This window comes from Dermacoccus sp. NHGro5, from assembly GCF_017565385.1.
Classification (GTDB): Bacteria; Actinomycetota; Actinomycetes; order Actinomycetales; family Dermatophilaceae; genus Dermacoccus; species Dermacoccus nishinomiyaensis.
Map to the genome: position 1 here is coordinate 99,351 of NZ_JAGEKQ010000006.1, position 26,161 is coordinate 125,511.

General features: G+C 69.4%; 26 protein-coding genes. 9 read left to right on the forward strand and 17 right to left on the reverse strand.

Features of this window, described 5'->3' with window-relative positions:
- The first annotated feature begins 81 nt into the window (after positions 1–81).
- A complete protein-coding gene (locus J4Z35_RS03090) occupies positions 82–570 on the forward strand; it encodes a DUF4186 domain-containing protein (protein ID WP_144694479.1) in 489 nt (162 codons plus the stop codon).
- Between the two features lie 207 nt (positions 571–777).
- On the opposite strand, the gene leuA is transcribed toward J4Z35_RS03090, so the two are convergent.
- Positions 778–2,529, reverse strand: a complete 1,752-nt coding sequence (leuA, locus tag J4Z35_RS03095; RefSeq protein ID WP_074039893.1) for a 2-isopropylmalate synthase — start codon at positions 2,527–2,529, stop codon at positions 778–780.
- A gap of 299 nt (positions 2,530–2,828) precedes the next feature.
- Between leuA and J4Z35_RS14805 the strand changes: the two genes are divergently transcribed.
- Positions 2,829–3,818, forward strand: coding sequence for an ABC transporter permease (locus tag J4Z35_RS14805; RefSeq protein WP_208065338.1), 990 nt, complete (start codon positions 2,829–2,831; stop codon positions 3,816–3,818).
- A 145-nt stretch (positions 3,819–3,963) separates the two neighbouring features.
- Here J4Z35_RS14805 and J4Z35_RS03105 read toward each other — a convergent pair whose 3' ends face one another.
- The 8 genes from J4Z35_RS03105 to hrcA all read right to left on the reverse strand — a co-directional run bounded on the left by J4Z35_RS03105 (position 3,964) and on the right by hrcA (position 11,593).
- Entirely contained in the window at positions 3,964–4,710 is a 747-nt protein-coding gene (locus J4Z35_RS03105; RefSeq protein ID WP_231729510.1) for a class I SAM-dependent methyltransferase, read from the reverse strand.
- Positions 4,711–4,719: 9 nt separating this feature from the next.
- On the reverse strand, positions 4,720–5,664 hold the full coding sequence (gene era, locus J4Z35_RS03110; RefSeq protein ID WP_006944283.1) for a GTPase Era: 945 nt from the start codon (positions 5,662–5,664) through the stop codon (positions 4,720–4,722).
- Positions 5,661–6,986 carry a hemolysin family protein gene (locus J4Z35_RS03115; RefSeq protein WP_062257790.1) on the reverse strand — a complete coding sequence of 442 codons (1,326 nt, stop codon included), beginning with the start codon at positions 6,984–6,986 and terminating at the stop codon, positions 5,661–5,663. Before J4Z35_RS03115 ends, era begins: the two co-directional genes overlap by 4 nt.
- A gap of 28 nt (positions 6,987–7,014) precedes the next feature.
- Positions 7,015–7,521 carry an rRNA maturation RNase YbeY gene (gene ybeY / locus J4Z35_RS03120; protein WP_006944324.1) on the reverse strand — a complete coding sequence of 169 codons (507 nt, stop codon included), beginning with the start codon at positions 7,519–7,521 and terminating at the stop codon, positions 7,015–7,017.
- Positions 7,518–8,600 carry a PhoH family protein gene (locus tag J4Z35_RS03125; protein ID WP_208065339.1) on the reverse strand — a complete coding sequence of 361 codons (1,083 nt, stop codon included), beginning with the start codon at positions 8,598–8,600 and terminating at the stop codon, positions 7,518–7,520. The genes ybeY and J4Z35_RS03125 overlap by 4 nt, the downstream gene beginning before the upstream one ends.
- A gap of 31 nt (positions 8,601–8,631) precedes the next feature.
- A complete protein-coding gene (locus J4Z35_RS03130; RefSeq protein WP_136788031.1) occupies positions 8,632–9,390 on the reverse strand; it encodes a 16S rRNA (uracil(1498)-N(3))-methyltransferase in 759 nt (252 codons plus the stop codon).
- Between the two features lie 3 nt (positions 9,391–9,393).
- Positions 9,394–10,506, reverse strand: coding sequence for a molecular chaperone DnaJ (gene dnaJ, locus J4Z35_RS03135; protein WP_208065340.1), 1,113 nt, complete (start codon positions 10,504–10,506; stop codon positions 9,394–9,396).
- Positions 10,507–10,570: 64 nt separating this feature from the next.
- The gene (hrcA, locus tag J4Z35_RS03140; RefSeq protein WP_208065341.1) at positions 10,571–11,593 is read right to left on the reverse strand and encodes a heat-inducible transcriptional repressor HrcA; all 1,023 of its coding nucleotides are present in this window, start codon (positions 11,591–11,593) and stop codon (positions 10,571–10,573) included.
- A 271-nt stretch (positions 11,594–11,864) separates the two neighbouring features.
- Here hrcA and J4Z35_RS03145 point away from each other — a divergent pair, with 271 nt between their 5' ends.
- The 3 genes from J4Z35_RS03145 (at position 11,865) to J4Z35_RS03155 (ending at position 14,077) form a co-directional block, all read left to right on the forward strand.
- Complete coding sequence (locus J4Z35_RS03145) at positions 11,865–12,746, forward strand: DUF3097 domain-containing protein (RefSeq protein ID WP_040014389.1); 882 nt, start codon at positions 11,865–11,867, stop codon at positions 12,744–12,746.
- A 151-nt stretch (positions 12,747–12,897) separates the two neighbouring features.
- Entirely contained in the window at positions 12,898–13,368 is a 471-nt protein-coding gene (locus J4Z35_RS03150) for a DUF4870 domain-containing protein (protein ID WP_006944228.1), read from the forward strand.
- Positions 13,369–13,612: 244 nt separating this feature from the next.
- On the forward strand, positions 13,613–14,077 hold the full coding sequence (locus tag J4Z35_RS03155) for a hypothetical protein (protein ID WP_131941182.1): 465 nt from the start codon (positions 13,613–13,615) through the stop codon (positions 14,075–14,077).
- Here the strand turns inward: J4Z35_RS03155 and J4Z35_RS03160 are convergent.
- From J4Z35_RS03160 to J4Z35_RS03170, 3 genes are all read right to left on the reverse strand, one after another.
- Complete coding sequence (locus J4Z35_RS03160; protein WP_160126212.1) at positions 14,028–14,186, reverse strand: hypothetical protein; 159 nt, start codon at positions 14,184–14,186, stop codon at positions 14,028–14,030. The genes J4Z35_RS03155 and J4Z35_RS03160 overlap by 50 nt on opposite strands.
- A gap of 108 nt (positions 14,187–14,294) precedes the next feature.
- Positions 14,295–15,527: a radical SAM family heme chaperone HemW gene (gene hemW / locus J4Z35_RS03165; protein ID WP_131941184.1), complete on the reverse strand. Its 1,233-nt coding sequence runs from the start codon at positions 15,525–15,527 to the stop codon at positions 14,295–14,297.
- A 72-nt stretch (positions 15,528–15,599) separates the two neighbouring features.
- Positions 15,600–16,718, reverse strand: a complete 1,119-nt coding sequence (locus J4Z35_RS03170) for a TDT family transporter (protein WP_208065342.1) — start codon at positions 16,716–16,718, stop codon at positions 15,600–15,602.
- An 84-nt stretch (positions 16,719–16,802) separates the two neighbouring features.
- Here J4Z35_RS03170 and J4Z35_RS03175 point away from each other — a divergent pair, with 84 nt between their 5' ends.
- Entirely contained in the window at positions 16,803–17,738 is a 936-nt protein-coding gene (locus J4Z35_RS03175; protein ID WP_074045586.1) for a LysR family transcriptional regulator, read from the forward strand.
- 3 nt (positions 17,739–17,741) lie between these two features.
- Here J4Z35_RS03175 and J4Z35_RS03180 read toward each other — a convergent pair whose 3' ends face one another.
- The 3 genes from J4Z35_RS03180 to lepA all read right to left on the reverse strand — a co-directional run bounded on the left by J4Z35_RS03180 (position 17,742) and on the right by lepA (position 20,990).
- Complete coding sequence (locus J4Z35_RS03180; RefSeq protein ID WP_136788033.1) at positions 17,742–18,221, reverse strand: hotdog fold domain-containing protein; 480 nt, start codon at positions 18,219–18,221, stop codon at positions 17,742–17,744.
- A gap of 94 nt (positions 18,222–18,315) precedes the next feature.
- A complete protein-coding gene (gene trmB, locus J4Z35_RS03185) occupies positions 18,316–19,152 on the reverse strand; it encodes a tRNA (guanosine(46)-N7)-methyltransferase TrmB (RefSeq protein ID WP_006944325.1) in 837 nt (278 codons plus the stop codon).
- Positions 19,149–20,990: a translation elongation factor 4 gene (gene lepA / locus J4Z35_RS03190; protein WP_208065343.1), complete on the reverse strand. Its 1,842-nt coding sequence runs from the start codon at positions 20,988–20,990 to the stop codon at positions 19,149–19,151. Before lepA ends, trmB begins: the two co-directional genes overlap by 4 nt.
- 338 nt (positions 20,991–21,328) lie before the next feature.
- Between lepA and J4Z35_RS03195 the strand changes: the two genes are divergently transcribed.
- Positions 21,329–21,922, forward strand: a complete 594-nt coding sequence (locus J4Z35_RS03195) for a rhomboid family intramembrane serine protease (RefSeq protein WP_006944274.1) — start codon at positions 21,329–21,331, stop codon at positions 21,920–21,922.
- Positions 21,923–22,002: 80 nt separating this feature from the next.
- On the opposite strand, the gene J4Z35_RS03200 is transcribed toward J4Z35_RS03195, so the two are convergent.
- Positions 22,003–23,247, reverse strand: a complete 1,245-nt coding sequence (locus J4Z35_RS03200; protein ID WP_208065344.1) for an MFS transporter — start codon at positions 23,245–23,247, stop codon at positions 22,003–22,005.
- 170 nt (positions 23,248–23,417) lie between these two features.
- On the opposite strand from J4Z35_RS03200, the gene J4Z35_RS03205 reads away from it, so the two are divergent.
- Complete coding sequence (locus J4Z35_RS03205; protein ID WP_144694505.1) at positions 23,418–24,047, forward strand: type II toxin-antitoxin system PemK/MazF family toxin; 630 nt, start codon at positions 23,418–23,420, stop codon at positions 24,045–24,047.
- Between the two features lie 102 nt (positions 24,048–24,149).
- Here the strand turns inward: J4Z35_RS03205 and J4Z35_RS03210 are convergent, their stop codons facing one another.
- Positions 24,150–24,626 carry an N-acetyltransferase gene (locus tag J4Z35_RS03210; protein ID WP_167539844.1) on the reverse strand — a complete coding sequence of 159 codons (477 nt, stop codon included), beginning with the start codon at positions 24,624–24,626 and terminating at the stop codon, positions 24,150–24,152.
- A gap of 177 nt (positions 24,627–24,803) precedes the next feature.
- Here J4Z35_RS03210 and J4Z35_RS03215 point away from each other — a divergent pair, with 177 nt between their 5' ends.
- Positions 24,804–26,141 (forward strand): acyl-CoA dehydrogenase family protein, encoded by a 1,338-nt coding sequence (locus J4Z35_RS03215; protein ID WP_208065345.1) that lies wholly within the window; start codon positions 24,804–24,806, stop codon positions 26,139–26,141.
- The last annotated feature ends 20 nt before the right edge of the window (positions 26,142–26,161 follow it).

The following is a 26,161-nucleotide window of genomic DNA, read 5'->3' on the forward strand; positions in this document are numbered from 1 at the left end:
CGTCAGCCTGCAGCCGAGGGGCGTGGGACCACAGGACGCGCCCACGGCGCCCGCGCCTCGACGACCTGGGGAGCAGTAGCCATGCCCGACCCACGGCCCCGTTCTTCGACGCCCACTCTTGCGACCCGCAGTGTCGAAACCCTTGACGGCGCGATCGACCGGATCGGGCGATCATCGTTCAGGGCGAAGTTCCATCTCAGCCCGGCCGATGCGCGGTACGCGCGCGATCGGGGGCGTCGCGAGATCGAAACCCATGCCGCGCGCTTCATCGGCGAGCGCCTCGCCGCTGCCAATCCCGACAACGACGGCCGGCAGACCCCGATGCGCGGCCATCCGGTCTTCCTGGCTCAACACGCGACGGCGACCTGTTGCCGCGGATGCCTCGCGAAGCACCACGGCATCGTCAAGCACCACCCGCTGACAGACGAGCATCAGGTCTACGTCGTCGCCGTCATCATGCGCTGGATCGAGCGAGAGTTGCGACGCCTCCCCCACGATTCCTGTCGCGCTCCGCTGCCCCCGTCCAAGCATCGGCGACCGGGCATGTCATCGGATGCGGCGCTCTTGTGAGCGCTCCCCGCGGTATGTCGCACAACGCCCGTCACCCTGACACGACGAAGCGGGTGGAGCCCAGCACCTTCCCCGGTCGCTGGGTTCCACCCGCTCGTCCCATTATGCCGTGTCGCACCGAGGGCCTCATGCGTCGCGGAACACCGAAATAGTTGTGGAAGTTCGCGCTACCCAGAGCGCGAACCTCCACAACCCTTGGCCCAGCCGTCAGGCCGCAGCCGCCTCCGCGTCACGCTCGGCACGGTTGACGGCCGACAGGATCGCCATGAGCGACGCACGCACCGTCGATTCGTGGATGCCGACGCCCCACAGCACGCGGTCGCCGATGGCGCACTCGACGTACGCCGCAGCCTTCGAATCCTCGCCGGACGAGAGCGTGTGCTCCGTGTAGTCGAGGAGGCGCACGTCGACGTCAATGGTGCTCAGCGCGTCGAAGAAGGCGTCGATGGGTCCGTTACCCTCACCCGAGATCGTCACGGGCTCGCCGCGATCGAGCAGACGGACGGTGATCTTGTCGCGGCCGTCGTCCGTCGAGTCGAGCTGGCTGCCGACCGGCTTGAAACGACCCCAGGCGCGCTCGCCCTCACCGGTGCCGGGCAGGTACTCGTCGGAGAAGGTCGACCACAGCCACTGCGGCGTCACCTCGCCGCCGGCTGTGTCCGTCCACTGCTGCACGACGCCAGCGAACTCGATCTGCAGGCGGCGCGGCAGGTCGAGGTTGTACTCGCTCTTCAGCAGGTACGACACGCCACCCTTGCCGCTCTGGCTGTTGACGCGCACGACGGCCTCGTACGAGCGCCCGACGTCGTGCGGGTCGACGGGCAGATACGGCACACCCCAGACGAGCTCGTCGATCGACTTGCCCGTCTCCTTCGACTGACGCTCCATGTCGTCGAAGCCCTTCTTGATGGCGTCCTGGTGCGAACCGGAGAACGCCGTGAAGACGAGGTCGCCGCCGTACGGGTGACGTTCGCCGACGGGCAGCTGGTTGCAGTACTCGACCGTCGAACGGATCGTCTGGATGTCGGAGAAGTCGATCATCGGGTCGATGCCCTGACCGAACAGGTTCATGCCCAGGGTGACGAGGCAGACGTTGCCGGTGCGCTCACCGTTGCCGAACAGGCAGCCCTCGATGCGGTCGGCGCCCGCCATGTAGCCCAGCTCCGCAGCCGCGACACCCTCGCCGCGGTCGTTGTGCGGGTGCAGCGACAGCACGACGGACTCGCGACTGTCGAGGTGACGCGACATCCACTCGACCGAGTCGGCGTACACGTTCGGCGTCGCCATCTCGACGGTCGCCGGCAGGTTGATGATCATCTTGTGATCGGGCGTCGGCTCGATGACGCCGATGACCTCGTTGCAGATGCGCGCCGCGAATTCGAGCTCGGTGCCCGTGTACGACTCGGGCGAGTACTCGAAGTACACCTTCGTCTCGGGGATCGTCTCGGCGAGCTTCTTGCACAACCGCGCCCCCTGCAGGGCGATGTCGACGATGCCGTCCTCGTCGAGGTTGAACACCACACGACGCTGCAGCACCGACGTCGAGTTGTAGAAGTGGACGATCGCGCTCGGCGCACCCTTGATGGCGTCGAACGTCTTCTCGATGAGGTGGTCGCGGCACTGCGTCAGCACCTGGATCGTCACGTCGTCGGGGATGTGGCCGCCGTCGATCAGTTCGCGGACGAAGTTGAAGTCCGTGTCGGACGCCGACGGGAAACCGACCTCGATGTCCTTGTAGCCCATCTGCACGAGCAGCTTGAACATGCGCATCTTGCGCTCGGAATCCATCGGGTCGATGAGCGCCTGGTTGCCGTCACGCAGATCGACGGCGCACCAACGCGGCGCCTTCTCGATGATCTTGTCGGGCCACGTGCGGTCGGGCAGGTCGACCTTGATCTGCTCGTGGAAGGGAACGTACTTGCCGATCGGCATCGTCGTCGGCTGCTGAGATCCGTGCATGGGTGGTGTTCGCCTCACTGCGTTCGTTGCGGGTGCCGGCCGAGCACCATTCAACCCCGCGGTGAGGATGGCCGACTAGTTGGCCCCACCGCGGCAACGAAGAAGGAGACTCACTCCCCGAACCGTGCGCATGCCACCAAACCTAGGGGTGACGCGCCCCACACCACCACCCGCACGTCGCCGTCGTCCAGCAGGCGGACGGCGGCGGGCTGCCGCAAGCTTCCTCGCCGGCGGTGCGTCGCTACCGCGCGCTCATCCCACCACAGGATGACGACGGCGCGGCGTGAATAGCTGGGCGGGTGAACGACATCTGGAGCCGCGGGCCACGTGCGCGACGCTGGATCATGGCGGCCGAGGGGCTCCTTGCACTTGCCCTGACAGGGCTGTCGCTCAGCGTCATGTCGGGCCGCAACGGCTCCGGGTGGGGCGTGGCGGCGAACGTCGCGATCTTCATTGCGTTCCTCGTCCGCCGTCACACCCTGCGCCTGATGTTCGTCCTGGCGGCAGCAGGCGGCGCCATGCAGCTCGTCGACCCGCACGCCTTCATCATCTTCGGTGACTTTCTCTACGCCCCGATCTGCGCCGAGCTCGGCGTGCACCGCGACGCGCGCGTGCGCCGTCTCGGTCTCATCACGGGCGCGCCCTTCGTCCTGCCGCGCCTGGTCGCCATCTTCGGACGCCCGCTCGGAGCCGGCCCCGACGCGCGCATCGCACGCCGCAACGCCGTCGCCGACCCGATGCGCACGACGCGCGCCACGCTCGGCCTCGTCATCGACGTCGGCCTCGTCACGACGTTCGCCTCCGGCAGCGCCGCGCTGTCGGAATCGATCACGACGTGGGATCTGAGCGCCGCTGAGAGGGCACAAGCGCTCGACGTCATGCACATGGTCTCGATCCTCATGATGGCGCTCGTCGTCATCGCCTCGATCATCGCGGGCGTCGGCTTCGTCAGCACGATGTCGCTCGTCGTCATCCAGCGCCGCCGCGAGATCGGCATGCTGCGCGCCATGGGCTTCACGGCGCGTCAGATCCGCGGCATGGTGACGCGCGAGTCGCTCGCGCTCGGGTTGACGGCCGTGCTCGTCGGCATCGCCCTCGGCGTGCTGCTCGGTTCGCTCGGCGCGCAGTCGCTCATCGGGGCCGGCAACGACGGCTTCGTCTGGGGTCTACCGTTCGAGGTGCTCGCCGTCATCGTCGTCGCAGCTCTCGCGCTGGTCCTCGTCGCGGCCCTGCCGCCCGCGCGTCGCGCCACGACGGTGACGCCCGTCGAGGCCCTGCGCGTCGTGTGACCTCCCACGCTGTGCGAACCCGGCCCAGACGAGTTGAGGTCCGACACTCTGCACTGCAGGGTTTCGGACCTCAACTCATCTCGTGAGGACTGCAATCACGAATTGCGGACTTTCAGACCTCAGGCAAGCGGTCTGCGACGAGCGCTCAGCGTCGGATGTCGGGCGCGCGGCGGATGACGAGGTACTTCTCGCTCAGTTCCTCGATGGCGAACTTGCCGATCGGGATCTCGGAGACGACGAGTTCCTCGTCGAGCGAGAACGGCGCGATCTTCGTCGTCACCTCACGCACGACCTCGCCGCCGCGGATCGTCTTGTACGTGTTGGTGATCTCGACGCGCCCGTCCTTGACCGGAACCGTCTGACGCCACCGCTCGTAGGTGTTGCGCCCCATCGTCGAACTCGCCGTGCGCACGAGCTCCTCACCCGTGTCGACGACGCCGTACGCGCGGCTCATGAGGACCGGTGCGCCCTCGGGCAGCACCTGCGCCATGCGATCCCAGAACGCGAGGCGCGCGCGTCCGCCGAGGAAGTAGATGACGTTGAACAGCAGCGCGCCACCGATCTGCTCGGGCATCCACGCGTCGAGGATCGAGTTCGGCACGACGGTGGCGCGTGCACGCAGCGAGTCGCGCTCGGCGATGCGCATCATGAGCATCGAGCGCATCCACGGGTCGGGTTCGACGGCGATGATCTCGGCGTCGGGGAACTGCTCGGCGAGCGCGACCGTCGTCAGGCCCGAGCCGGGGCCGATGTCGACGAGCGGCAACTCAGGCTTGAACCCGGCTCCCTCCCAGGGAATCCCGCCGACATAATCGGTCTCGGGGTTGATCGGCAACCGCAGCACGTCACCGAACTCGGCCCACGCCTCGTGGTCCTTCATGTGCTCACTCATACGAAAACCTCAGAAGTTGAATCCCAGCTTGCCCAGCTGCTTCGGGTCGCGCTGCCAGTCCTTCGCCACCTTGACGTGCAGGTCGAGGTAGACCCGCTGCCCGAGCAGCTTCTCGATGCCCTCGCGCGCCGTGGTGCCGACCTCGCGCAGCCGCGAACCGCCGCGGCCGATGATGATGGCCTTCTGGCTGGGACGCTCGACGAAGATGTTGACGCGCACGTCCATGAGCGGCTTGTCGGCCGGGCGATCCTCACGCGGCACCATCTCCTCGACGACGACGGCCAACGAGTGCGGCAACTCGTCACGCACGCCCTCGAGCGCGGCCTCGCGGATGAGCTCGGCGATCATGACGGTGTCCGACTCGTCGGTCAGCACGTCGTCGGGGTACAGCTGAGGCGACTCGGGCAGGTAACCCAGCAGCACGTTCGCCACATCATCGACCTGCTTGCCCGAAACTGCCGAACACGGAACGATCGCGGCCCACTCCCCGAGACGGTCGACCTCGATGAGGTGCTCGGCGAGTCGCTCCCGATCGACGGTGTCGGTCTTCGTCACGAGCGCGACGACGGGGCGCTTGCGCACGCGCTGCAGCTCGGCGAGGTCCTTCGCGATGAACTGATCGCCCGGGCCGATCTTCTGGTCGGCGGGCAGGCAGAACCCGATGACGTCGACGTCGAGCAGCGTCTCGCGCACGACGTCGTTGAGGCGCTCACCGAGCAGCGTGCGCGGCTTGTGCAGGCCGGGGGTGTCGACGAGGACGATCTGGCCGTCGGGGCGCGTCACGATCCCACGGATCGTGTGACGCGTCGTCTGCGGCTTGCTCGAGGTGATCGCCACCTTGTCGCCGACGAGCGCGTTCGTCAGCGTCGACTTGCCCGCGTTGGGCCGCCCGACGAGGCAGGCGAAACCGGCGCGGTAGATCTCGCCGTCGTGGGTCGTGTCGTGCTCGGTCATCGATCCGTCTCCTCGCCGCGCGTCTCGGCGCTGCGCTCGTCCCCACGCCCGTCCGGGTCGGTGGGATCTTCGGGTTCCACACGCTCGACGATCAACGTCGCGAGCTGGTGGCGTCGTCCTGCCATCTTCTCAGCCGTGAGGCGCAGCCCGTCGATCTCGCCGCTCGCGCCGACGAGCGGCACGCGCCCGACGAGCTTGGCGAGCAGACCACCGACGGTGTCGATGTCGTCCTCGTCGATGCTGACGCCGTACATCTCGCTCAGGTCGTCGATCGACATGCGAGCCGGAACGCGCGTGCGGCCGTCCCCCAGTTCCTCGACGCCGGGCGTCACGCGGTCGTACTCGTCGTCGATCTCGCCGACGATCTCCTCGACGATGTCCTCCATCGTCACGATGCCGGCGGTGCCGCCGTACTCGTCGATGACGACGGCGAAGTGGACGCGGTCGCGCTGCATCTCCTTGAGCAACGCGTCGACGGGCTTCGACTCGGGCACGAACGCGAGGTCGCGCATCACCTCGGAGATGGCGATGGCGTCCGCGTCGCCGGTGAGCGTGCGCCGCACGACGTCCTTGAAGTACAGCAGGCCGACGAGGTCGTCGGAGTTCTCGCCGATGACGGGCACGCGCGAGTAGCCGGAGCGCACGAACAGGTTCATCGCCTGGTGCAGGCTCTTGTAGCCGTCGATCGTGATCATGTCGGTGCGCGGCACCATGACTTCGCGCACGATCGTGTCGCCAAGCTCGAACACGCTGTGGATCATGCGCCGCTCGTCGGCCTCGATGAGGTCGGAATCCTCGGCGAGGTCGACGAACTCGCGCAACTCCGCCTCGGAGTCGAATGGGCCGTCCTTGTAGCCCTCACCCGGGGTGACGGCGTTGCCCAGCGTCACGAGCAGCCGCGCGAGCGGTGAGAGCACCGTGAGCGCGACGAGGACGGGCCGCGCCGTCGCGAGCGCCACCTTGTCGGCGTGCTGGTGGCCCAGCGTGCGCGGCGAGACGCCGACGAGCACGAACGAGGCGATCGCCATGACGGCGACGGCCGTCGCGAGGCTCGGCCAGAACGCGCCGTCGAACGCGCGTGTCGCGGCGACGGTGACGAGGACGGCGGCCGTCATCTCGGCGCCGACGCGCAGGAACGTCAGCACCATGAGCGCCGTCGCGTGGTTGTCGACGATGCGTCCGAGCGCCGAGGCGCCGGCGTGGCCCTCCTCGGCGAGCGCGACGACGCGGTGGCGCGTCACGCGCCCGAGCGCCGATTCGACGAGGGCGAAGACGAAGCCCATGACCACGCTGACGAGCGCGGCGATCAGCACGATGGTCACGTGCGGTTCACTCCCAAGGTCTGCGGGGTCACTCGCGCCCGGACGGCGGCGCGATGCGGATGGTGCCCGCCTCCGTGCTGCGCCCGCGGCTCGCGAGGTAGGTGAGCAGGATCGTGCGCTGCAGTTCGAACATCTCGACGCGTTCGTCCGGTTCGGCGTGGTCGTAGCCGAGCAGGTGCAGCACGCCGTGGACGGTGAGCAGCAGCAGCTCCTCCATCGTGTCGTGCCCGGCTGCGGCCGCCTGCGCGGCGGCGACGCTCGGGCACAGGACGATGTCGCCGAGCATGCCCTCCTGGGACGGCTCGCGCTCGCTGCCGGGCGTCAGCTCGTCCATCGGGAAGCTCATGACGTCCGTCGGGCCCGGCAGATCCATCCACTGCACGTGCAGCGTCTCCATCGCTGCCTCGTCGATGATGCGGATGCTCAGCTCGACGTTGGGGTGGACGAACATCGCGTCCATCGCGTAGCGCGCGCAGTCGTGGATCTCGTCGAGCTCGACGTCGACGTCGGTCTCGTTGGCGATGTCGATCGTCATGCCGGCTGCCCCTCGCCGCCGGCGCGCGCCTCGCGGCGCTTCTTCGCCTCGGCGCGGCGACGTTCGGCGGCCGCGTCGTAGCGGCCGTAGGCGTCGACGATGTCGGAGACGAGGCGGTGACGTACGACGTCGCTCGAGTCGAGGTGGGCGAAGTGGACGTCGTCGATTCCGGTGAGCACGTCCTCGATGACCCGCAGGCCCGACGTCGTGCCACCCGGCAGGTCAACCTGCGTGACGTCACCCGTCACGACGATCTTCGAACCGAAGCCGAGGCGCGTGAGGAACATGCGCATCTGCTCGCTGCTCGTGTTCTGCGCCTCGTCGAGGATGATGAACGAGTCGTTGAGCGTGCGCCCGCGCATGTACGCGAGCGGCGCGACCTCGATCGTGCCTGCGGCCATGAGCTTCGGGATCGAGTCGGGGTCGATCATGTCGTGCAGCGCGTCGTAGAGCGGACGCAGATACGGGTCGATCTTGTCGTTGAGCGTGCCGGGCAGGAAGCCGAGGCGCTCACCGGCCTCGACGGCAGGGCGCGTCAGGATGATGCGGTTGACCTGTTTGGCCTGCAGCGCCGCGACGGCCTTCGCCATCGCCAGATACGTCTTGCCCGTACCGGCCGGGCCGATGCCGAAGACGATCGTGTTGCGGTCGATCGCGTCGACGTACTCCTTCTGCCCCAGTGTCTTCGGGCGGATCGTGCGCCCGCGGCTGGAGATGATGTTCGTCGTCAGCACGTCGGCGGGGCGCTGCGCGTTCTTGCCGCGCAGCATGCCGATAGAGCGCTCGACGGCGTCACGGTTGATCTGGTGGCCCGCATCGATCATCGTGAGCAGCTCACCGACGAGGGTCTCGACGATCGCCGCGTCCTCGCGCGGGCCGTCGATCGTCAGCTCATTGCCGCGCGCAAAGACGAACAGGCGCGGGAAGGCGCGCTCGATCGTGCGCATCAGCTGATCCTGCGGCCCGAGCAACTGCACCATCGCGACGTCGGGCGGGATGACGACGCGCGTCTGCTGCGAGGCAGCCTGGCCGTCAGGGTCGTGAGGGGTGCGCTCGGAGGGCGCGGAAGCGTCAGTCATCGTGTCTCCAGTCTAGTGGTCGCTCGGGCGCTCAGACCCAGCGCGAGCGCGCGAGCAGGGCGGCGAGCGCCGCCGGGCCGGCCGACGACGAACGCAGCACGGTGGCGCCCATCCGCACCGGCGTGGCACCGGCCGCGACGAACGCGTCGAGCTCGGCGGGCGTGATGCCGCCCTCGGGGCCGACGACGAGCATCACGTCACCGGCCGACGGCAGCTCGACCTGCGCGAGACTCGCCTCGGCGTCCTCGTGCAGGACGAGCGCGAGGCCGCCCTCCGCGACGGTGGCCGAGATCGCCTGCGCCGCAGCGTTCTTCGTCACGAGGTCACTGATGCGCGGGGGCGTCGCCCGTCGTGATTGTTTCGTGGCCGCCTCGGCCTGCGCCACCCATTTACGGCGGGCCTTCTCGGCGCGCTCACCCCTCCACTGCACGATGGAACGCTCCGCCTGCCACGGCACGACGGCGTCGACGCCGAGCTCCGTCGCCGCCTCCACCGCCTGCAGGTCGCGATCACCCTTAGCGAGCGCCTGGACGAGCGTGAACGTCACCGCCGGCGGTGTCTCGCGCGTCACCTCGCTCACGTGCGCCGTCAGCTCGCCCTTCGTGGTCTCTGCGACCACGGCGTGCGCGACGAGGCCCTCGCCGTCGGCGAGCAGGATCTGCTCACCGACACCCATCCGCTTGACGGTGACGGCGTGGCGTCCCTCGTCACCCGCGAGCACGACGGGTGCACCCGTCGCCATGTCGTCGGACAGAGCGCCGGGTGCGACGAAGTAGAGGTGCGCGGTCACGCCTCAGCCCTTCCAGGCCTGACGCAGCTTGCCGAGCAGGCCCTGGTTGACGGGCTGGAACTTCGGCGCCGGCGAGTCCTCTCCGCGCGACTCGGCGAACTGACGCAGCAGGTCGGCCTGCTCGGCCGTCAGCTTGCTCGGGGTGCGCACGTTGGCATGCACGAGCAGGTCGCCGCGATTGTCGGTGCGCAGCCGCGTGACGCCGAGGCCCTTGAGGGTGATGACGTCGCCGGGCTGCGTGCCGGCCTTGATGTCGATGTCGCGCGAGCCGTCGAGCGTCTCGAACGGCACCGTGGCGCCGAGCGCCGCGGCCGACATCGGCAGCTCGAGCGAGCAGTGCAGATCGTCGCCCTGACGCTGGAACATCGGGTGCTTCTCGACGCGTACCTCGACGTACAGGTCACCGGCGGGGCCGCCGCCGGGGCCGACCTCGCCTTCACCGCGCAGCTGGATGCGCGTGCCGGTGTCGACGCCGGCGGGCACCTTGATCGTGATGGTGCGCGTGTCGCGCTTGCGGCCGTTGCCGTCGCACTCGAAACACGGGCTGTCGATGATGTCGCCGTACCCCTGGCACGCGGTGCACGGACGCGACGTCAACACCTGGCCGAGGAAGCTGCGCTGCACCTGCTGCGTCTGCCCCGCACCGCCGCACACGTCACACGTGTGCTTGCCCGTGCCGGGACGCGAACCGTCGCCATGACAGGTCGAGCAGACGACGGCCGTGTCGAACGTCAGCTCCTGCTCGCCGCCGAAGACGGCCGTGGCGAGTTGGATGTCGAGCGGCAGCAACGCGTCCTGGCCGTGCTGGACGCGGCTGCGCGGGCCGCCGCCTCCCCCTGCGGCAGCCCCCGTGAAGAACGCGTCCATGATGTCGCTGAAGCTGAACCCGGCGCCACCGCCGGGCGCGTAGGGGTCGACGCCCTGGTCGTAGGCCGCCTTCTTCTGCGGATCGCCGAGCACGTCGTAGGCCTGCCCGACGCGCTTGAACTCCTCGGCCGCCTCCGGGGAGGGGTTGACGTCGGGGTGCAGCTTGCGGGCCTTCTTGCGGTAGGCGCGCTTGATCTCCTCGACGGAGGCCTCACGCGTGACACCGAGTTCGGCGTAGTAGTCGTTCACGAGCATCCTTGCTTTCGACGGGTGAAGATTTCATCACTCATGTGGTCGTGGTGCGCCCGAGCCATCACTGCTCGAGAAGTTCGGAGACGTAGCGGGCGACCGCGCGCACGTTCGCCATCGTCTGCGGGTAGTCCATGCGGGTCGGGCCGAGCACGCCGAGCGCCGCGACGGCGTCGCTGCCGTAGGCCGTCGTCACGAGCGAGGTCGACTCGAGGCCTGCGAAGTCGTTCTCGGCGCCGATGCGGACGGTCACCTCGTGCGTCGGATCGTCGTCGCGTGTGCTGATGAGGCGCATGAGGACGACGTGCTCCTCCAGCGCCTCGAGAACACGGCTGACGCTGAGGCCCGCGTCGTCGCGCAGCCCGGCACGCGCGAGGTTCGCCGTCCCCGCGAGCACGACGCGCTCCTCCCGGTCCTCGGCTAACACCGCGGCGATCGTCGCGACGATCGTGTCGACGTCAGCACGCTGCCCCGGCTCGAACTCCGCGCCCAGCTCGGTCATGGCCGCGGCGGCCTCGGTGAGCAACCGCGCGCCGGAGACCTCGTTGACGCGCGCTCGCAGCGTCTGGACGAGGCGCTCGTCGTCGGCGGAGGCGACGGAGACGAGACGCTGCTCGATGCGACCTGAGTCGAGGATGACGACGAGCGACAGGCGCCCCTCGGCGGCCGGCACGAGCTCGATGTGCCGCACCCGTGAGCGCCGCAGCGACGGGTACTGCATGACGGCCGCCTGGTTCGTCAGCGTGGCGAGCAGCCGGGCGGTGCGCTCGACGATGTCGTCGAGGTCGACGCTCTGACGCAAGAACGTCTCGATCGCTCGACGCTGTGTCGCGCTCAGCGGCCGCACCTGGCTGAGGCGGTCGACGAAGATTCGGTAGCCGGCATCGGTGGGCACGCGACCGGCCGAGGTGTGCGGCGTGGAGATGAGACCGGCGTCCTCGAGGGCCGCCATGTCATTGCGGATCGTCGCGGCGGAGACGCCGAGCTGATGACGTTCGAGCAACGCCTTCGAACCCACCGGTTCGGACGTCGCGACATAGTCCTGCACGATGGCGCGCAGCACCTCGAGCCGACGTTCGTCGCTCATGCGCTCACCTCCCGCGCCTCGATACCGTCCTTCGATCTGCAGTCCGTCCAAGATTGGCACTCACGCCGAGCGAGTGCCAAATCATGCGGGGTGTGTTCGCCCACAGCGTCGCGGGCGATTCCCTCGCGCCGTCGTCCATCGTCCGTCGGTCGGCAGGCGCGCGCTCCCCGGCCCTCGGCGACGCCGCGACGGGCGCCTGGCTGCGCCCGCGGCCATCGTTCTCGGCGCGCCGCGACGGCGGTTGTCGGTGGGCGGTTCTACCCTGATCGCCATGACCGACCGTTACGGCTCCGACGTCCTCTCCGGCGATTGGCGCGCGCCTCGACGTGGGCGTTCGCGCGAGGTGCCCGCTGAGCTCGACGTCGTCGTCGAGGACGCCCAGAGCGGTTACGTCGGCGCCGTCGTGCGCGTCGAGAAGTCGGGCGGGCAGCACGTCGTCTTCCTCGAGGACCGCTTCGGCAAGGCCCGCGGATTTCCGCTCGGCGCCGGCTTCCTCGTCGACGGCGAACCCGTGACACTCGTTGCGCCCCGACCCGCCACCGCCGCGCGCCTCGCCGAGCAGCAGACGCAGGCCGGGCGGACGGCGTCCGGTTCGCTCGCCGTCCCCGGGGCGAAGGCGCGCGTCGCGCTGGGTTCGCGAATTTTCGTCGAGGGACGGCACGACGCCGAACTCGTCGAGAAGGTGTGGGGTGACGACCTGCGCATCGAGGGCGTCGTCGTCGAATACCTCGAGGGCGTCGACGATCTCGCGGCCGTCATCCGCGACTTCCGACCCGAGAAGGGACGCCGCCTCGGCATCCTCGTCGACCACCTCGTGCCCGGCACGAAGGAGGCACGAATCGTCGAGAAGGCACGCGCCCTGCCGCAGGCACGCGACCACGTGCTCATCGTCGGCCACCCCTACGTCGACGTGTGGCAGTCCGTACGACCCGAGCGGCTCGGCTGGTCGAAGTGGCCCGTCATCCCCAAGGGGCAGTCGTGGAAGCACGGCATCCTCGCCGAGCTCGGCTGGCCGCACGCGACGCAGGCGGACGTCGCGCGCGGATGGAAGCAGATCCTCGGCACCGTGCGCACGTACGCCGACCTGCAACCCGAACTGCTCGGACGCGTCGAGGAGCTCATCGACTTCGTCACCGACCCCGCGCAGCAGTGAGACGCCGGGATGGCGCGGCGTGCGCCGACATCATCCCCGGGATGGACGCCGGGGCCCGCGAATATCGATCCCGCGGGGGATGCGCTCGGGACGCAGACACGGAATCATGGTCAGTGAACGAGAGATTCACCCTTCGACACCAGGAGACGTCGTGAGCAACTCCCAGCCGTACCCCTACCCCGACGAGCGCACGCAGGGCCAGGGAGCCGGACGGCTGGCCGGCGCTCCGTACGGCGCCGAGCCGCCCGTCACCGGCCAGGGTCACCTCAGCGATGACGAGCGCGCCGCCTCGATCGTCGCGCACCTGTCGGCGCCGGCCGCCGCGATCCTGTCTGCGGGATGGGTGAGCTTCCTCGGCCCGCTCATCGTGTGGTTCATCTACAGAAACCGCTCCGCCGCGGTGCGCCGCGCAGCGGCCGGGGCGTTCAACTTCAACGTTGCGTTCTCGATTCTCTACATCGTCGGTTGGGTTCTGGTCTTAACCCTCGTCGGCATTCCCGTCGCGCTCGTGCTCTGGGCCGTCATCTTCCTCGTCGCCGCGTGGTGCCACGTCAAGGGAGCGCTGCGCTCGGCGCGTGGCGAGAGCTACGACTACCCGTTCCAGATCCGCATCCTCAACTGATGCGGCCCACGTCGCGACGCCCCGCCCCAACAGCGCACCTCGTGTGAGCGCTGGGCTCGCCCCCACCCCTGACAACGTTCCCTCGGCACCCCGTGCCGCGGCGCTTCGTGCTACCCGATTTAAGAAAAGAATCATCATCCCTGCCCTGACCCCGGCCCCCCGTTAGCGCGAGGGCGTCGCCGCCGTCGACAAGCGTTCGGCGCTCAAGAACGTCCTCGGTGCCCTCGGCCTCCTGCTGCTCGCCATGTTCGCCGGCAGTCTCGTCGCCGCCGTCGGTGATCTGTTCGGCGACAGCGAGAACGGCCTCGTGACGCCGATCGGCGTCGTGACGATGGCGCTGCAGCTCGCGATCGCGGCCTTCGTCTTCCGCCGGGCCTGGCACATCACCTCACGCGACCTCGGCTTCGTCAAGGAGGGCGCGCTGGGTTCCTGGCTCGTCGGCGCACGGGGCGGCATCGCCGCCATCACCATCGTCTGGGGCGCCAACCACCTGCTCGGGGGCGTCGACTTCTCGCCCAAGATCACCGCCTCCGGAAAACGCGAACTCGCCCAGGATGAGCGAGGCGCCCGCGCCGATGAGGATCGCCCCCAGGACGCGGAAGACCGAACTCTCGGCCGCCGTGTTCATGACCGCGCCGGCCAAGCAGCGCGAAGATGCCTTAGACGGCGGGGTGAACGTGGACGCCGTCCTGGGAGACGTTGTCCTTGAACGGACCCTTGCCGGCGCGGATGAGGCGCGTCACGAGGAAGGTGACGACGAAGGAGATGAAGACGAACAGGAGCGGCAGCGTCGTCGTCGAGTAGTCGGAGCCGTTCATCGGCGCCCCCTTCGGTCGTCGGGGTCGGCGCAGGCGGGCACGCAGGGGCCCGGGGATCGCCCCTGAGGCAGGCCAGCCCCGGGAGGCGGGCGTCTCGGTGCGCGCGGCTCAGATCGCGAGCAGCGCCCGCACGACGGTGTCGGTGAGCAGGCGACCGCGCAGCGTCAGACGAACTCGTTTGTCGCGCACCGCTGACGGGCCGTCGATCAGCCCCGAGGCGACGAGGCCGGCGACGGCGCGTCGCCCGTCCTCGTCGAGAATGTCGAGAGGAAGTCCCTCGGCGAGGCGCACCTGGAGCAGGACGCGTTCCTCATAGCGCTGGCGCTCGTCGAGCAGTTCGCGTGCCAGCGCCGGCGAGAGCCCCGCGTTGACGCGTTGGGCGTAGGCGCGCGGATGCTTGACGTTCCACCAGCGCACGCCGCCGACGTGGCTGTGCGCGCCGGGGCCGACACCCCACCACGGCTCGTCGCGCCAGTACGCGAGGTTGTGGCGGCACTGCGTCTGCGGCGAGCGCGCCCAGTTCGACACCTCGTACCAGTCGTACCCGGCATCCGCGAGCAAGGCGTCGGCGAGCTCGTACTTGTCGGCCTCGTCGTCGTCATCGGGCAGGGGCAGCTCGCCGCGACGCACCTGCGCCCCCATCTTCGTGCCCTCCTCGACGACGAGGGCGTAGGCGCTGATGTGGTCGGGCTCCAGCGCGATCGCCGCGTCGAGCGAGGTGCGCCAGTCGTCGAGACTCTCACCCGGCGCGCCGTAGATGAGATCGATGCTGACCTGCAGCCCGACGTCCTTCGCGGCGCGCACGGCGCGTTCGACGTTGGCCGGGTCGTGCGTGCGCTCGAGCGTCGCGAGCACGTGCGGGACGGCCGACTGCATGCCGATGCTGACGCGCGTGAAACCACCGTCGGCGAGGGTGCGCAGGTAGGTCTCGTCGACCGAATCGGGGTTGGCCTCCGTCGTGACCTCGCACCCCTCGGCGAGACCGAACAGCTCGCGCGCCTTCGCGAGGATGCGGACGAGGTCGTCGGCGGGCAGCATCGTCGGGGTGCCGCCGCCGATGAAGACGGTCTCGATGACGGGGACGCCGCTCGGCGCCTCGCCCAGTTCGCGTGCCGCGAGATCCAGCTCGCGCAGCGCGGCGTCCGCGTACGTGCTGACGCTCGCGCCCGGCTCACCGAGCTCGGTGAGCGTGTAGGTGTTGAAGTCGCAGTAACCGCAGCGCGTCACGCAGAACGGCACGTGGACGTACAGCCCGAACGCACCGCCCGCCAGCGTCGCGAGCGCAGCGGACGGGAGGGCACCGTCGTCAGGGGCGGGGATTCCGTCGGGCATCTGCGGCATCTGGTCATTGTCGCACCGCTCGGCGTCGCACCGTTGCCGTCCATCCCTGCCGCGCCCAGCTCATCGCCGCGTTCAGGCGTGACGCAGAGCGCGCTGGTGACACACCGCGAGCAGCGAGCTGATCGCGCAGACGCTCCAGGTGCCGAGCAGGAAGAGATACAGCGCCGCACCGGCCCAGGTGAAGATCGCGTGGTGCGAGCTGCGCCCCAGCATCGTCGAGCCGAGCACGAGCGTGCCGACGGGGAACGTCATGCCCCACCAGCCTGGGCTGAACGGCATGCGCTTCGTGAAGCCACGCACCGTCATGGCGAGCGCCCAGGCGACGAGCGGCACCCCGATCGTTAGCACGACGTAGCCGTAGACGTGCCCGGCCTGGGTCACCGTCGTCGCGAACTGGCCCTGCAGCATCGACGCCGACTGCCTCGCGATGGCCTGCGCAGCCGCCGTCGACTGACCGACGACGCCGAGCGGCAGCCACGCGGTGATCGACGCCGCGAGCGGCAGCGGCTCGACGAGCCAGTGGTGACGGTAGGCGATCGCGAAGATGATGACCCCGAGCACGAGCGCGACGAAGAAGCAGGCCGCGCTCGCGAGCAGCACCCATACGCGCGCCTGCGGGTCGCTCAGCCAACCGACGATGCCGGCGCCGCCGGTCGCCGAGACCATCGGCGGCACGACCGCCAGACCCCACGCGGTCGTCGGTGTGCTCGGGTCGGCGACGAGCAGACGGGCCGGCACGGCGACGGCGGTGGTGAGGCCGATGACGGTGCCGACGACCCACAGGACGAGGTCGGCCTGCCAGGCTGCGTCCCACAGGCCCACGGAGATTGTCGGGAGCACCGCCGATGTCGCCGAACCGACGGCCAGGACGCCCATCGACACCATGCCCCACTGCGCCATCGCGACGGGGTTCGCGATGCTCGCACGCAACGCGTCGCGGTCACGAGCGATACGGACGACGAACGCGGCGGTGAGGGCGACGAGCAACGTACAGGCGATGAGCCAGAACACCACGGCGAGCAGGTGACCGAACGGGATGACGTCGGTGCGCAGTTCGCTCAGCGTCGCCAGGATGGCGCTGCCCATGACGCTGCCGTACCAAGCCGGCGACGCCGCGGGCACCGTCGTGTTCGCGAAGAACGAGCCGGTGGTGCGGTGAGGCATGACGTCGGTGGCGGTGGCTGTGCTCATGGGTTCCATGCTCCCGCCGTGTCGGCTCGCCCGGTAGCCCTATATCCGGCATGGGGGTATGTGCTTCGCATATAGGCTGGGGTGGTGACGACCTGGCCCGACCTCGCGACGCTCGAACTGCTCGTGGCACTCGCCGACGAGGGCTCGCTCAGTGCGGCCGCCCGACGCTGCGGGGTGGCGCAACCCAACGCGAGTCGCAGCATCGCCCGGCTGGAGCGCGGGCTCGGCCTGTCGCTCATCCATCGCGCGACGACCGGTGCCCGCGTCACGACCGACGGCCTGCTCGTCGTCGAATGGGCGCGCGCGACGCTCGAGGCGGCGCGCGCCCTCGAGACGGGAGTCGCGGCACTGCGCGCTCGTACGCAGGCGCCCCTCGTCGTCATGGCGAGCCAGACGGTCGCCGAACACCTGTTACCGGGATGGATCGCGGGGTGGCAGCACGCCGCGGGTGGCGCGGGCGCCGGTGGCGCTTCCCCTCACGACCCATCGCTTGGCGAGACGCGCGGCATCTCGGTAGCCGTCGGCAACACGACGGAGGTGCTCGCCGCGGCACGCGGCGGTGAGGTGGATCTGGGGTTCATCGAGGGCCCCGGCGCTCCGCCAGGGTTGAACTCCGTCGTCGTCGCGCATGACGACCTCGTCCTCGTCGTCGCGCCGCAGCATCCGTGGGCCGCGCGCTCACGTGTCCGCGCCGAGGAACTGGCGGCCACACCGCTCGTCGCGCGCGAGTCGGGCTCGGGCACGCGGGTGGCCTTGCGCCGCGCCCTCGCGCCGCTCGATGTCGCTCCCCCGGCGCTCGAGCTGGCGAGCAACGCCGCCGTGCGGGTTTCCGCCGCGGCCGGGACGGCTCCCGCCGTCCTCAGCCGGCTCGCTGTCGACGACGCGCTGCGTGCGGGCACCCTCGTGGAGGTCGGCGTCGACGGCGTCGACCTCACCCGCAACCTGAGGGCCGTCTGGGCCGGCCCACGGCGGTTGACGAACCCCGCCGCCGCGGCGCTTCTGGCCACGGCGGCGGGGTGAACGTCACTTCTTCTTCTTGGCCGAGACGTAGATCGGGATGATGCCCTCGACGGCGACCGTGCCGTCCTTGACGAGGCGCCCCGTCACCTTGACGTGGACCTGGAACGGCGGCTCCTTGTCCCAGTCCTCCGGCGTCGTCTCGGCGACGCACTCGATGTCGCCGGGCGTCTTCGCGACGTAGTCGAGCGTGATGCCCTTGGGGATCCAGCGCATGTCGTCGGGCGTCGTCGCCTCCGCGAGCAGCCCCATGGCGCACTCCATGCCGTTGGCGATGGCGATGGCGTGCACGGTGCCGATGTGGTTCTGCACACCCCACCACTTCTTGATCTTCACGACGCCGCGGTGCGGCTCCATCGTCTGGATCATCGGGGCGACCGTGCGGAAGTAGGGCGCCTTGAGCGCGAACGCGGCCGAGAACGCTGCGCGCCCCGCCTTGTCGTTCTTCGCGGTGAGCTTCTTGTACATGCCGTAGACCTGATTCATGGCCCCAAGGTTACCCGCGAGTATCGGCGTTCGCGCCCGATCAGCCGCGCCGGGGACACCGAGCCCGAACGCCGTGGGGACCGAGCGGCACCGCTCAGTTGGCTCGCTTCACCTCGAGGTCGCGCACGATGCGCTCGACCTTGAGACCCTTCGTCTCGAAGCGGGTCGTCGTGCGGCCCTCGAAGCGCGGCGCGAACCCTCCGCGCGCGCCCTCGGGATCGACGTGGGCGTCCCCGGCGTCCGCGAGGCGCCCGGTCCACGGGTTGGTGAAGCGGGGCGACGCCTCGACGACGTCACGCATGTGCCAGGCATAGTCGGCCCAGTCGGTCGCGAGGCGCCAGGTGCCGCCGGGCACGAGGACGTCGGCGACGACGTCGGCGAAGCCGAGCTGCACGAGACGACGCTTGTGGTGCTTCGTCTTCGGCCACGGGTCGGGGAAGAACGTCCACACCTCGTCGACACTGCCCGGCGCGAAGAGCCGATCGAGCGCTTCGGAGGCGTCGATCTCGATGAGACGCACGTTCGTCACGCCCGCGTGGACGGCCTTCGAGATCGTCTGCGCGATGCCGGGACGCCACACCTCCAGAGCGATGAAATCCGTCTCGGGGTGCTCGAGCGCTGCATGGACGATCTGATCCCCCGCGCCCGAACCGATCTCGACGACGAGCTTCGCCCGGCGTCCGAACACCTCGGCGATGTCGAGCCGGAAACCATCGACGGGCTCGGTCGTCCCCGGCTTGCGGGGAACGTCGAGGACGTACTGCTCACCGTTGTCACTCAGCGCACGATGGTGACGCTCCGGCATCCGGCCGCCGCGGCGCGTGAACGAGCGCGTGCGTGCGAGTGGGCGCGGCCCGACCTGCGGGTGCTCCCCCGCGCCCTCCGACGGCTGGCCGGACGTCGCACCCGGAACGTAACCGGGCTTGCTCACTTCTTCTTCTCCGCCGACTCGCCCTGGCTGAGCGCGGCGATGAAGGCCTCCTGCGGCACCTCGACGGAACCGACCATCTTCATGCGCTTCTTGCCCTCCTTCTGCTTCTCGAGCAGCTTGCGCTTGCGGCTGATGTCGCCGCCGTAGCACTTGGCGAGCACGTCCTTGCGGATGGCGCGGATGTTCTCACGGGCGATGACGCGCGTGCCGATGGCCGCCTGGATCGGCACCTCGAACTGCTGACGCGGGATGAGCTCCTTGAGCTTCGTCGCCATCATCGTGCCGTAGGCGTACGCCTTGTCGCGGTGCACGATGGCGCTGAACGCGTCGACGGTGTCGCCCTGCAGCAGGATGTCGACCTTGACGAGGTTGGCGCTCTGCTCCCCCGCGGGTTCGTAGTCGAGCGAGGCATATCCGCGCGTCTTCGACTTGAGGGCGTCGAAGAAGTCGAACACGATCTCCGCGAGCGGCAGCGTGTAGCGCATCTCGACGCGCTCCTCGGACAGGTAGTCCATGCCGAGCAGGTTGCCGCGACGGGCCTGGCACAGCTCCATGACGGCGCCGATGTACTCGCTCGGCACGAGGATCGTCGAACGCACGACGGGTTCGGTGATGTCGGCGATCTTGCCCTCGGGGAACTCGCTCGGGTTCGTCACCTCGCTGACGACGCCGTCGTCCGTCGTCACCTGGTAGACGACGTTCGGCAGGGTCGAGATGAGGTCGAGGTTGAACTCTCGCTCGAGGCGTTCACGCGTGATCTCCAGGTGCAGCATGCCGAGGAAGCCGACGCGGAAACCGAACCCGAGCGCTGCCGACGTCTCCGGTTCGTAGACGAGCGCCGCGTCGTTGAGCTTCAGCTTGTCGAGGGCGTCACGCAGGATCGGGTAGTCGGAACCGTCGATCGGATACAGACCCGAGAACACCATCGGCTTCGGGTCGGAGTAGCCGCCGATCGCCTCGGACGCGGGCTTCGCGGCGTTCGTGACCGTGTCACCGACCTTCGACTGGCGCACGTCCTTCACGCCGGTGATGAGGTAGCCGACCTCGCCGACGGACAGGCCCTTCGTCGGGATCGGCTCGGGCGAGTTGACGCCGATCTCGAGCAGCTCGTGCGTCGCGCGCGTCGACATCATCTCGATCTTCTCGCGCGGGCTGAGCCGTCCGTCGACGACGCGGACGTAGGTGACGACGCCGCGGTAGGTGTCGTAGACGGAGTCGAAGATCATGGCGCGGGCCGGCGCGTCGGCGTCACCGACGGGGGCAGGCAGCTTCTCGACGATGACGTCGAGCAGTTCCTCGACACCGACGCCCGTCTTGCCGGAGACCTTGAGTACGTCCTCCGGTTCGCAGCCGATGAGGCCGGCGATCTCCGCGGCGTACTTCTCGGGCTGCGCGGCCGGCAGGTCGATCTTGTTGAGCACCGGGATGATCGTGAGGTCGTTCTCCATCGCCAGGTACAGGTTGGCGAGCGTCTGCGCCTCGATGCCCTGCGCGGCGTCGACGAGCAGGACGGCGCCCTCGCACGCGGCGAGCGAACGCGACACCTCGTAGGTGAAGTCGACGTGCCCCGGCGTGTCGATCATGTTGAGGCAGTAGGTCGTACCGTCGAGCTCCCACGGCATGCGCACAGCCTGGCTCTTGATCGTGATGCCGCGCTCGCGCTCGATGTCCATGCGGTCGAGGTACTGCGCACGCATGGCCCGATCCTCGACGACGCCCGTCTTGCTCAGCATCCGGTCGGCGAGCGTCGACTTGCCGTGGTCGATGTGCGCGATGATGCAGAAGTTGCGGATCTGCTCCGGCGGCGTCGCGGCGGGCTCGAGTGCCTTGCGGGCCATGGGTGACAACGTGATACCTCGAAGTTCGTCGGGTCGGTGTTCGCCGCCGCGCGCCCTGGAGGCGGCGATGACGCATCGATCTGCGGCCGCCCGTCGCGCCCCGCGAGGAGCACACCGGCGACCCTTCATTCTTTCACGCCCCGACGCCCCTGCCGCACGCGTCACGTACGACGGCCGACGCGACACGTGCATCCAGCGCACGCGAAGAGAGCCCCACTACGATGCGAGACAGATACGCGTCGATCGGGTGTCGTCGAGCACGCGTTGTCGAACCGACGACGCATCACCCACGCCATACCGGTGGACCCGACGAGCCACTCCCCACAGGAGGCCAGCCCATGGATCTCGACAGCACCCTTCGCCCCGCGGCAGAGCGCGTCAAGCAATCCGCCGTCGTCTCCGCACTGATCGTCGCCGCGCTGTGGATCATCGAGGCCCTCGACGTGCTGACGCACCACGCCATCGACGCCGCCGCCTCCCTGAAGGCCTGGGAGGTGAGCGACCTGTGGTCGATCTTCACCATGCCGTTCGCACACTACGGGTGGGCTCATCTCGAGGCGAACAGTGCGTTGCTGCTGCCGCTCGGGTTCGTCCTCGCCCTCAGCGGCCTGGCCGTCCTCGCGCGTGTGACGTTCATCGTCACGTGCACGTCGGGGCTCGCCGCGTGGCTGCTCAGCCCGCCGTACACGGCCGTCGCTGGTGCCTCGGGCGTCGTCTTCGGGTGGCTGACGTACCTCATGGTCCGAGGATTCTGGACGCGCCGCTGGCCCGAGGTCGTCGTGGGGCTCGTCCTCGCCGTCGTCTACGGCAGCGTGCTGTGGGGTGTGCTTCCGCAGAGCACCCACGTCTCGTGGCAGGGTCACCTCGGTGGCGCGATCGGCGGTGTTCTCGCCGCGAAGCTCGTCAGCGATCGGACGGCGTCCTCAGGCTGATCCGCACGGCCCGAGCGTGCCCACGATGACGGCAGAGCCGGGCGAATCAGCGCGGCCACCTCGCGCCACCAGGGGCGCGCTCAGCCTGCGACGGCGGCGCGGCGCGACGTCCATGCCGAGACCAGCGTGATGACGGCGCCCGCCGCCGCGAGCACGGCACCGACGCGCGAGCACCACTCGTACCCGAGCCCCGCGTCGAGGACGACGCCGCCGAGCCAGGCGCCGAGGGCGTTGGCGGCGTTGAGCGTCGCGTGGTTGAGAGCGGCCGCGAGCGACTGGCCCTCGTGGGCGACGTCCATGAGCCGCGTCTGGATCATCGGCACCATGATCGTCGGCACGCAGCCGAGCAGGAACACGAACACGACCGCGCTGACCTTGTTGTGCGCGGCGAAGCCGAAGAGCGACAGGATGATCGCGATCGTCACGAGGCAGCCGAAGATGCCGCGCATGAGCCCGCGCATGGCGACGCGTTCGGACAGGAACGCACCCGCCGTCATGCCGATGCCGTAGATGACCAGGATGACCGGCACGACGGCGTCCGAGAAGCCGGTGAGCTCCGTCATCGTCGGCGCGATGTAGCTGAACGTCGAGAACATGCCGCCGAAGCCGACGACACCGATCGCGAGCGCGAACCACACCTGCGGGCGCGTCAACGCCTTCAGTTCACCGGTGACGGACGTGACGCCCAGGGAGCCCTGGTGCGGGATCCACAACCACACCGCAACGACGGTGAGCAACGCGATGACGGCGACGAGGGCGTACGGCCACTGCCAGCCCAGATGCTGCCCGAGCCACGTCGAGACGGGCACGCCGACGATGTTCGCCACCGTCAGGCCAGCGAGCATCATAGACACGGCCCAGGTGCGCCGGTGCTTCTCGACGAGGGTGGCCGCGACGACGGCGCCGATCCCGAAGAACGCGCCGTGCGGCATGCCCGCGACGAAGCGGGCGAGCAGCAGCATCGGGTAGCTCGAGGCGAGCGCCGAACCGATGTTGCCGACGAAGAACGCAACCATGAGTCCGAGCAGGACGTTCTTGCGCGGCACCTTCGCGAACAGCATCGTGACGAGAGGCGCACCGACGACCACGCCGAGCGCGTACGCCGACACCGCGTGACCGGCGCTCGGGATCGAGATGCCGAGACCCCGAGCGATCTGCGGCAGCAGACCCATCGTGACGAACTCCGTCGTGCCGATGGCAAAACCGCCAAGGGCGAGTGCGAGGATCGCGAGGCCGGCTCGCGGGTAGCTGCCGTGGTGGTTCGAGCGTTCGGCGTCGACGGCCCCGTCGTCGCAGATGTCATGCAGCGCGGTTGCTTCGGTCACCGATCCATTCTTCCGCACCCGTACCCCTACCCCGAGCCGCTGAGGGCGTGCGCACGGCGTGCGTTTCATCACCCGTCGTCACCTGCGTCCGTCGTTCGTGTGAGAGCGCAACCAGGCGGTCGGCGCGTGCCCCGCACCCGTTGCTCCCCCGGACGGACTACGTTCGGACCATGAACCTGCGCACCGTCGCCGTCCGCCTCTCCCGCCTGCTCGCACGTGAGGGCATGAATGCGCTCCTCGACCCCGAACGCCGTGGTGCGCCTTCCCCGCGGCGCGGCCCCGACGGCGTGATCGGGTCGGCAGGAGGGCGGGCCGGCACACCGACGTCACACCGTGAGCACGACGCGCCCAGGGCTCGTCCGGGCGGCCCTGCGCACCCGTATCGCGGCGATTGGACGGCGCCGCTACCCGCGACGGTCTATGCGCCGCATGACGACGGGCATCCCGATCCGGGTGAGGTCGTGTGGGCATGGGTGCCCTACGAGGAGGACCACACGCAGGGCAAGGATCGCCCGGTTCTCGTCATCGCCCGGCACCCGGAGCTGGAAGACTTCGTCCTCGCACTTCCGCTGACGAGCAAGGATCACGACCGTGACGCCGCGCAGGAAGCTCGGTCGGGGCGTCATTGGATGGATGTCGGCTCCGGCGCCTGGGACAACCGTGGACGGCCCAGCGAGGTGCGCCTCGACCGCGTCCTGCAACTCGACGTCACCAGCGTGCGACGCGAGGGTTCACACATCGACGAGCAGACGTTCGACGCCGTCGTCGCCGCCGCCCGCACCCGCTCCCTGGGCCGCTGAGCACACCGCCGCAACGGCGAATCCCGTCCAAATCGGCGATTTTCGTCCACCTCTGCGAATCTCGGTCACATTCGTGCGACGTCATCGACGGGTGGCCGAGAGTCACAACGCCATCGACAGGTGCTGGAACGGCCCTTCGTCGCTGAAACCGGCCTTGCGGTAGAGCGCGTCGCCGCTCTCGGTGGAGAACAGCGAGACCCAGCCGGCCTCCTGCTCGCGACACCACTGCAGTGCGGCGTCGAGCAGTGCCGTGCCGCAGCCGCGGCCGCGGAACTCGGCCTCGGTGCACATGTCGCCGACGTACGCCGAGCGGCCCGAGCCGTCGGGGCCGGGCAGGTGCTGTTCGACGGTCGCCGTCACGCACGACGCGAGCGGCGAGCCGGGGCCCGCGCCCTCGACGCGGTCGATGACGAAGCACGCGTACCCGTCGGAGGCGAGCAGCTGGCGCGCGACGCGGGCGCACCGTTCGCGCCACGCGTCGTCGAGTTCGATGTCGAAGGGCCACCCGTCGATCATGAGCAGCGCCTTGAGGCGCACGATCTCGGGGACGTCATCCTGGGTGGCGCGGCGAATGTTCACGATCCGCACCCTAGCGCGGCACGCCCCGGAGCGGGTCATCCTCGCCCGCACGCCAGTCCCCGGTTACCGATACCGCGCGTACCTACGTTCAGGTAACCTCGGCTTCAGCCGCGTGTCACGCCGCCTCGAACGGCGCTCGCACACCCCGACGCACCGTCACTCACGGAAAGGGCCGAGATGACTTCGACCACCAACCAGGCCTCCCTCGCCGACAAGGGCCAGGCCATCGCACTGCGCCTTCTCGCCAAGGCCGGCGGGCACGATCTGCTCAAGAACCCGGCGATCCGCTCCAAGGTCGAGCGTGCCCTTTACCAGGGCAGCAAGTCCGGTTTCAAGGCTCAGACGGTGGCCGGGCGCGCCTTCACGAAGAAGGCCGGCTCGGGCGACGCGGCACGCACCGCCCCGACGAAGCCGCGCCGCGAGTTCGACCTGACGCCCACCGAGGATCAGGAGACGATCGCCGCCGTCGCCGCCGAACTGGCCGACGAACTGCTGCGTCCCGCCGCGGCGAAGGCCGACGCGGAGCGCGCCCTGCCCGACGAGATCCGTGCGCAGGCCACCGAGATGGGCCTGACGCTCGTCGGCGTCCCGGCCGAGCTCGGCGGCATCGCCGAGGAGCGCAGCGCCGTGATGACGGCCCTCGTTCTCGAGCAGCTCGCCCGCGGCGACATGGGCCTCGCCGTTGCGATCATGGCACCGGCTGCCGTCGCGACCGCCATCGCGAGCTACGGCACGTCCGCGCAGCAGGAGACCTACCTGCCCGCCTTCACCGACGAGAAGAAGCCCGCCGTCGCCGCGCTCGCGCTCGCCGAAGCGGGCCCGCTCGCCGACCCGCGCACCCCCGCGACGACGGCCACCCGGGACGGCGCCGACCTCGTCATCACCGGCGAGAAGGCGCTCGTACCGTGCGCCGACTCCGCCGAATTGTTCGTCATCAGCGTCATGCTCGACGGCGCCGCGCGCCTCGTCATCGTCGAAGCCGGCACCGAGGGCCTGACGACGAGCGAGGAGCCTGCGATGGGCGTGCGCGCCGCGCACACCGGGCGCCTGCACCTCAACGGGGTGCGCGTGCCCGCCGAGAACCTGCTCGGCAAGGCTGACGACACCCTCGATGCCATCCGCCGCTCGCGCCTCGCGTGGGCCGCCCTCGCGTGCGGCACCGGCCGCGGCGTGCTCGATCAGGTCAGGCAGTACGTCGTCGAGCGCAAGGCGTTCGGTGAGCCGATCGGTCACCGTCAGGCCGTCGCGTTCACCGTGTCGAACATCGCGATCGAACTCGATGGGCTGCGCCTCGTCACCCTGCGCGCCGCGGCGCGTCTCGACGCCGGAGACGACGCCGGTGCCGCCGAGACCATCGCTCACGCCCGTGCGCTCGTCGGGATGCACGCCACGCAGATCGGCTCCGACGCCGTGCAACTGCTCGGCGGACACGGCTTCGTCAAGGAGTTCGACAACGAGCGTTGGTACCGCGACCTGCGCGGCGCCGGCGTCCTCGAAGGTGGCGTCAGCGTCTGAGCTCGCCGCTCCGCTGCGCC

Excerpts from the sequence above, each read along its gene's own strand:
- J4Z35_RS03205 (WP_144694505.1), top strand. The coding sequence starts at position 23,418 with ATGAACCTGCGCACCGTCGCCGTCCGCCTCTCCCGCCTGCTCGCACGT.
- J4Z35_RS03155 (WP_131941182.1), top strand. The coding sequence starts at position 13,613 with ATGTTCGCCGGCAGTCTCGTCGCCGCCGTCGGTGATCTGTTCGGCGAC.
- era (WP_006944283.1), bottom strand. The coding sequence starts at position 5,664 with ATGACCGAGCACGACACGACCCACGACGGCGAGATCTACCGCGCCGGT.
- J4Z35_RS03195 (WP_006944274.1), top strand. The coding sequence starts at position 21,329 with ATGGATCTCGACAGCACCCTTCGCCCCGCGGCAGAGCGCGTCAAGCAA.
- J4Z35_RS03125 (WP_208065339.1), bottom strand. The coding sequence starts at position 8,600 with ATGACTGACGCTTCCGCGCCCTCCGAGCGCACCCCTCACGACCCTGAC.
- J4Z35_RS03160 (WP_160126212.1), bottom strand. The coding sequence starts at position 14,186 with ATGAACGGCTCCGACTACTCGACGACGACGCTGCCGCTCCTGTTCGTC.
- J4Z35_RS03215 (WP_208065345.1), top strand. The coding sequence starts at position 24,804 with ATGACTTCGACCACCAACCAGGCCTCCCTCGCCGACAAGGGCCAGGCC.
- J4Z35_RS03170 (WP_208065342.1), bottom strand. The coding sequence starts at position 16,718 with ATGAGCACAGCCACCGCCACCGACGTCATGCCTCACCGCACCACCGGC.
- J4Z35_RS03180 (WP_136788033.1), bottom strand. The coding sequence starts at position 18,221 with ATGAATCAGGTCTACGGCATGTACAAGAAGCTCACCGCGAAGAACGAC.
- ybeY (WP_006944324.1), bottom strand. The coding sequence starts at position 7,521 with ATGACGATCGACATCGCCAACGAGACCGACGTCGACGTCGAGCTCGAC.
- J4Z35_RS03145 (WP_040014389.1), top strand. The coding sequence starts at position 11,865 with ATGACCGACCGTTACGGCTCCGACGTCCTCTCCGGCGATTGGCGCGCG.
- hrcA (WP_208065341.1), bottom strand. The coding sequence starts at position 11,593 with ATGAGCGACGAACGTCGGCTCGAGGTGCTGCGCGCCATCGTGCAGGAC.
- leuA (WP_074039893.1), bottom strand. The coding sequence starts at position 2,529 with ATGCACGGATCTCAGCAGCCGACGACGATGCCGATCGGCAAGTACGTT.
- J4Z35_RS03105 (WP_231729510.1), bottom strand. The coding sequence starts at position 4,710 with ATGAGTGAGCACATGAAGGACCACGAGGCGTGGGCCGAGTTCGGTGAC.
- J4Z35_RS03090 (WP_144694479.1), top strand. The coding sequence starts at position 82 with ATGCCCGACCCACGGCCCCGTTCTTCGACGCCCACTCTTGCGACCCGC.
- lepA (WP_208065343.1), bottom strand. The coding sequence starts at position 20,990 with ATGGCCCGCAAGGCACTCGAGCCCGCCGCGACGCCGCCGGAGCAGATC.
- hemW (WP_131941184.1), bottom strand. The coding sequence starts at position 15,527 with ATGCCGCAGATGCCCGACGGAATCCCCGCCCCTGACGACGGTGCCCTC.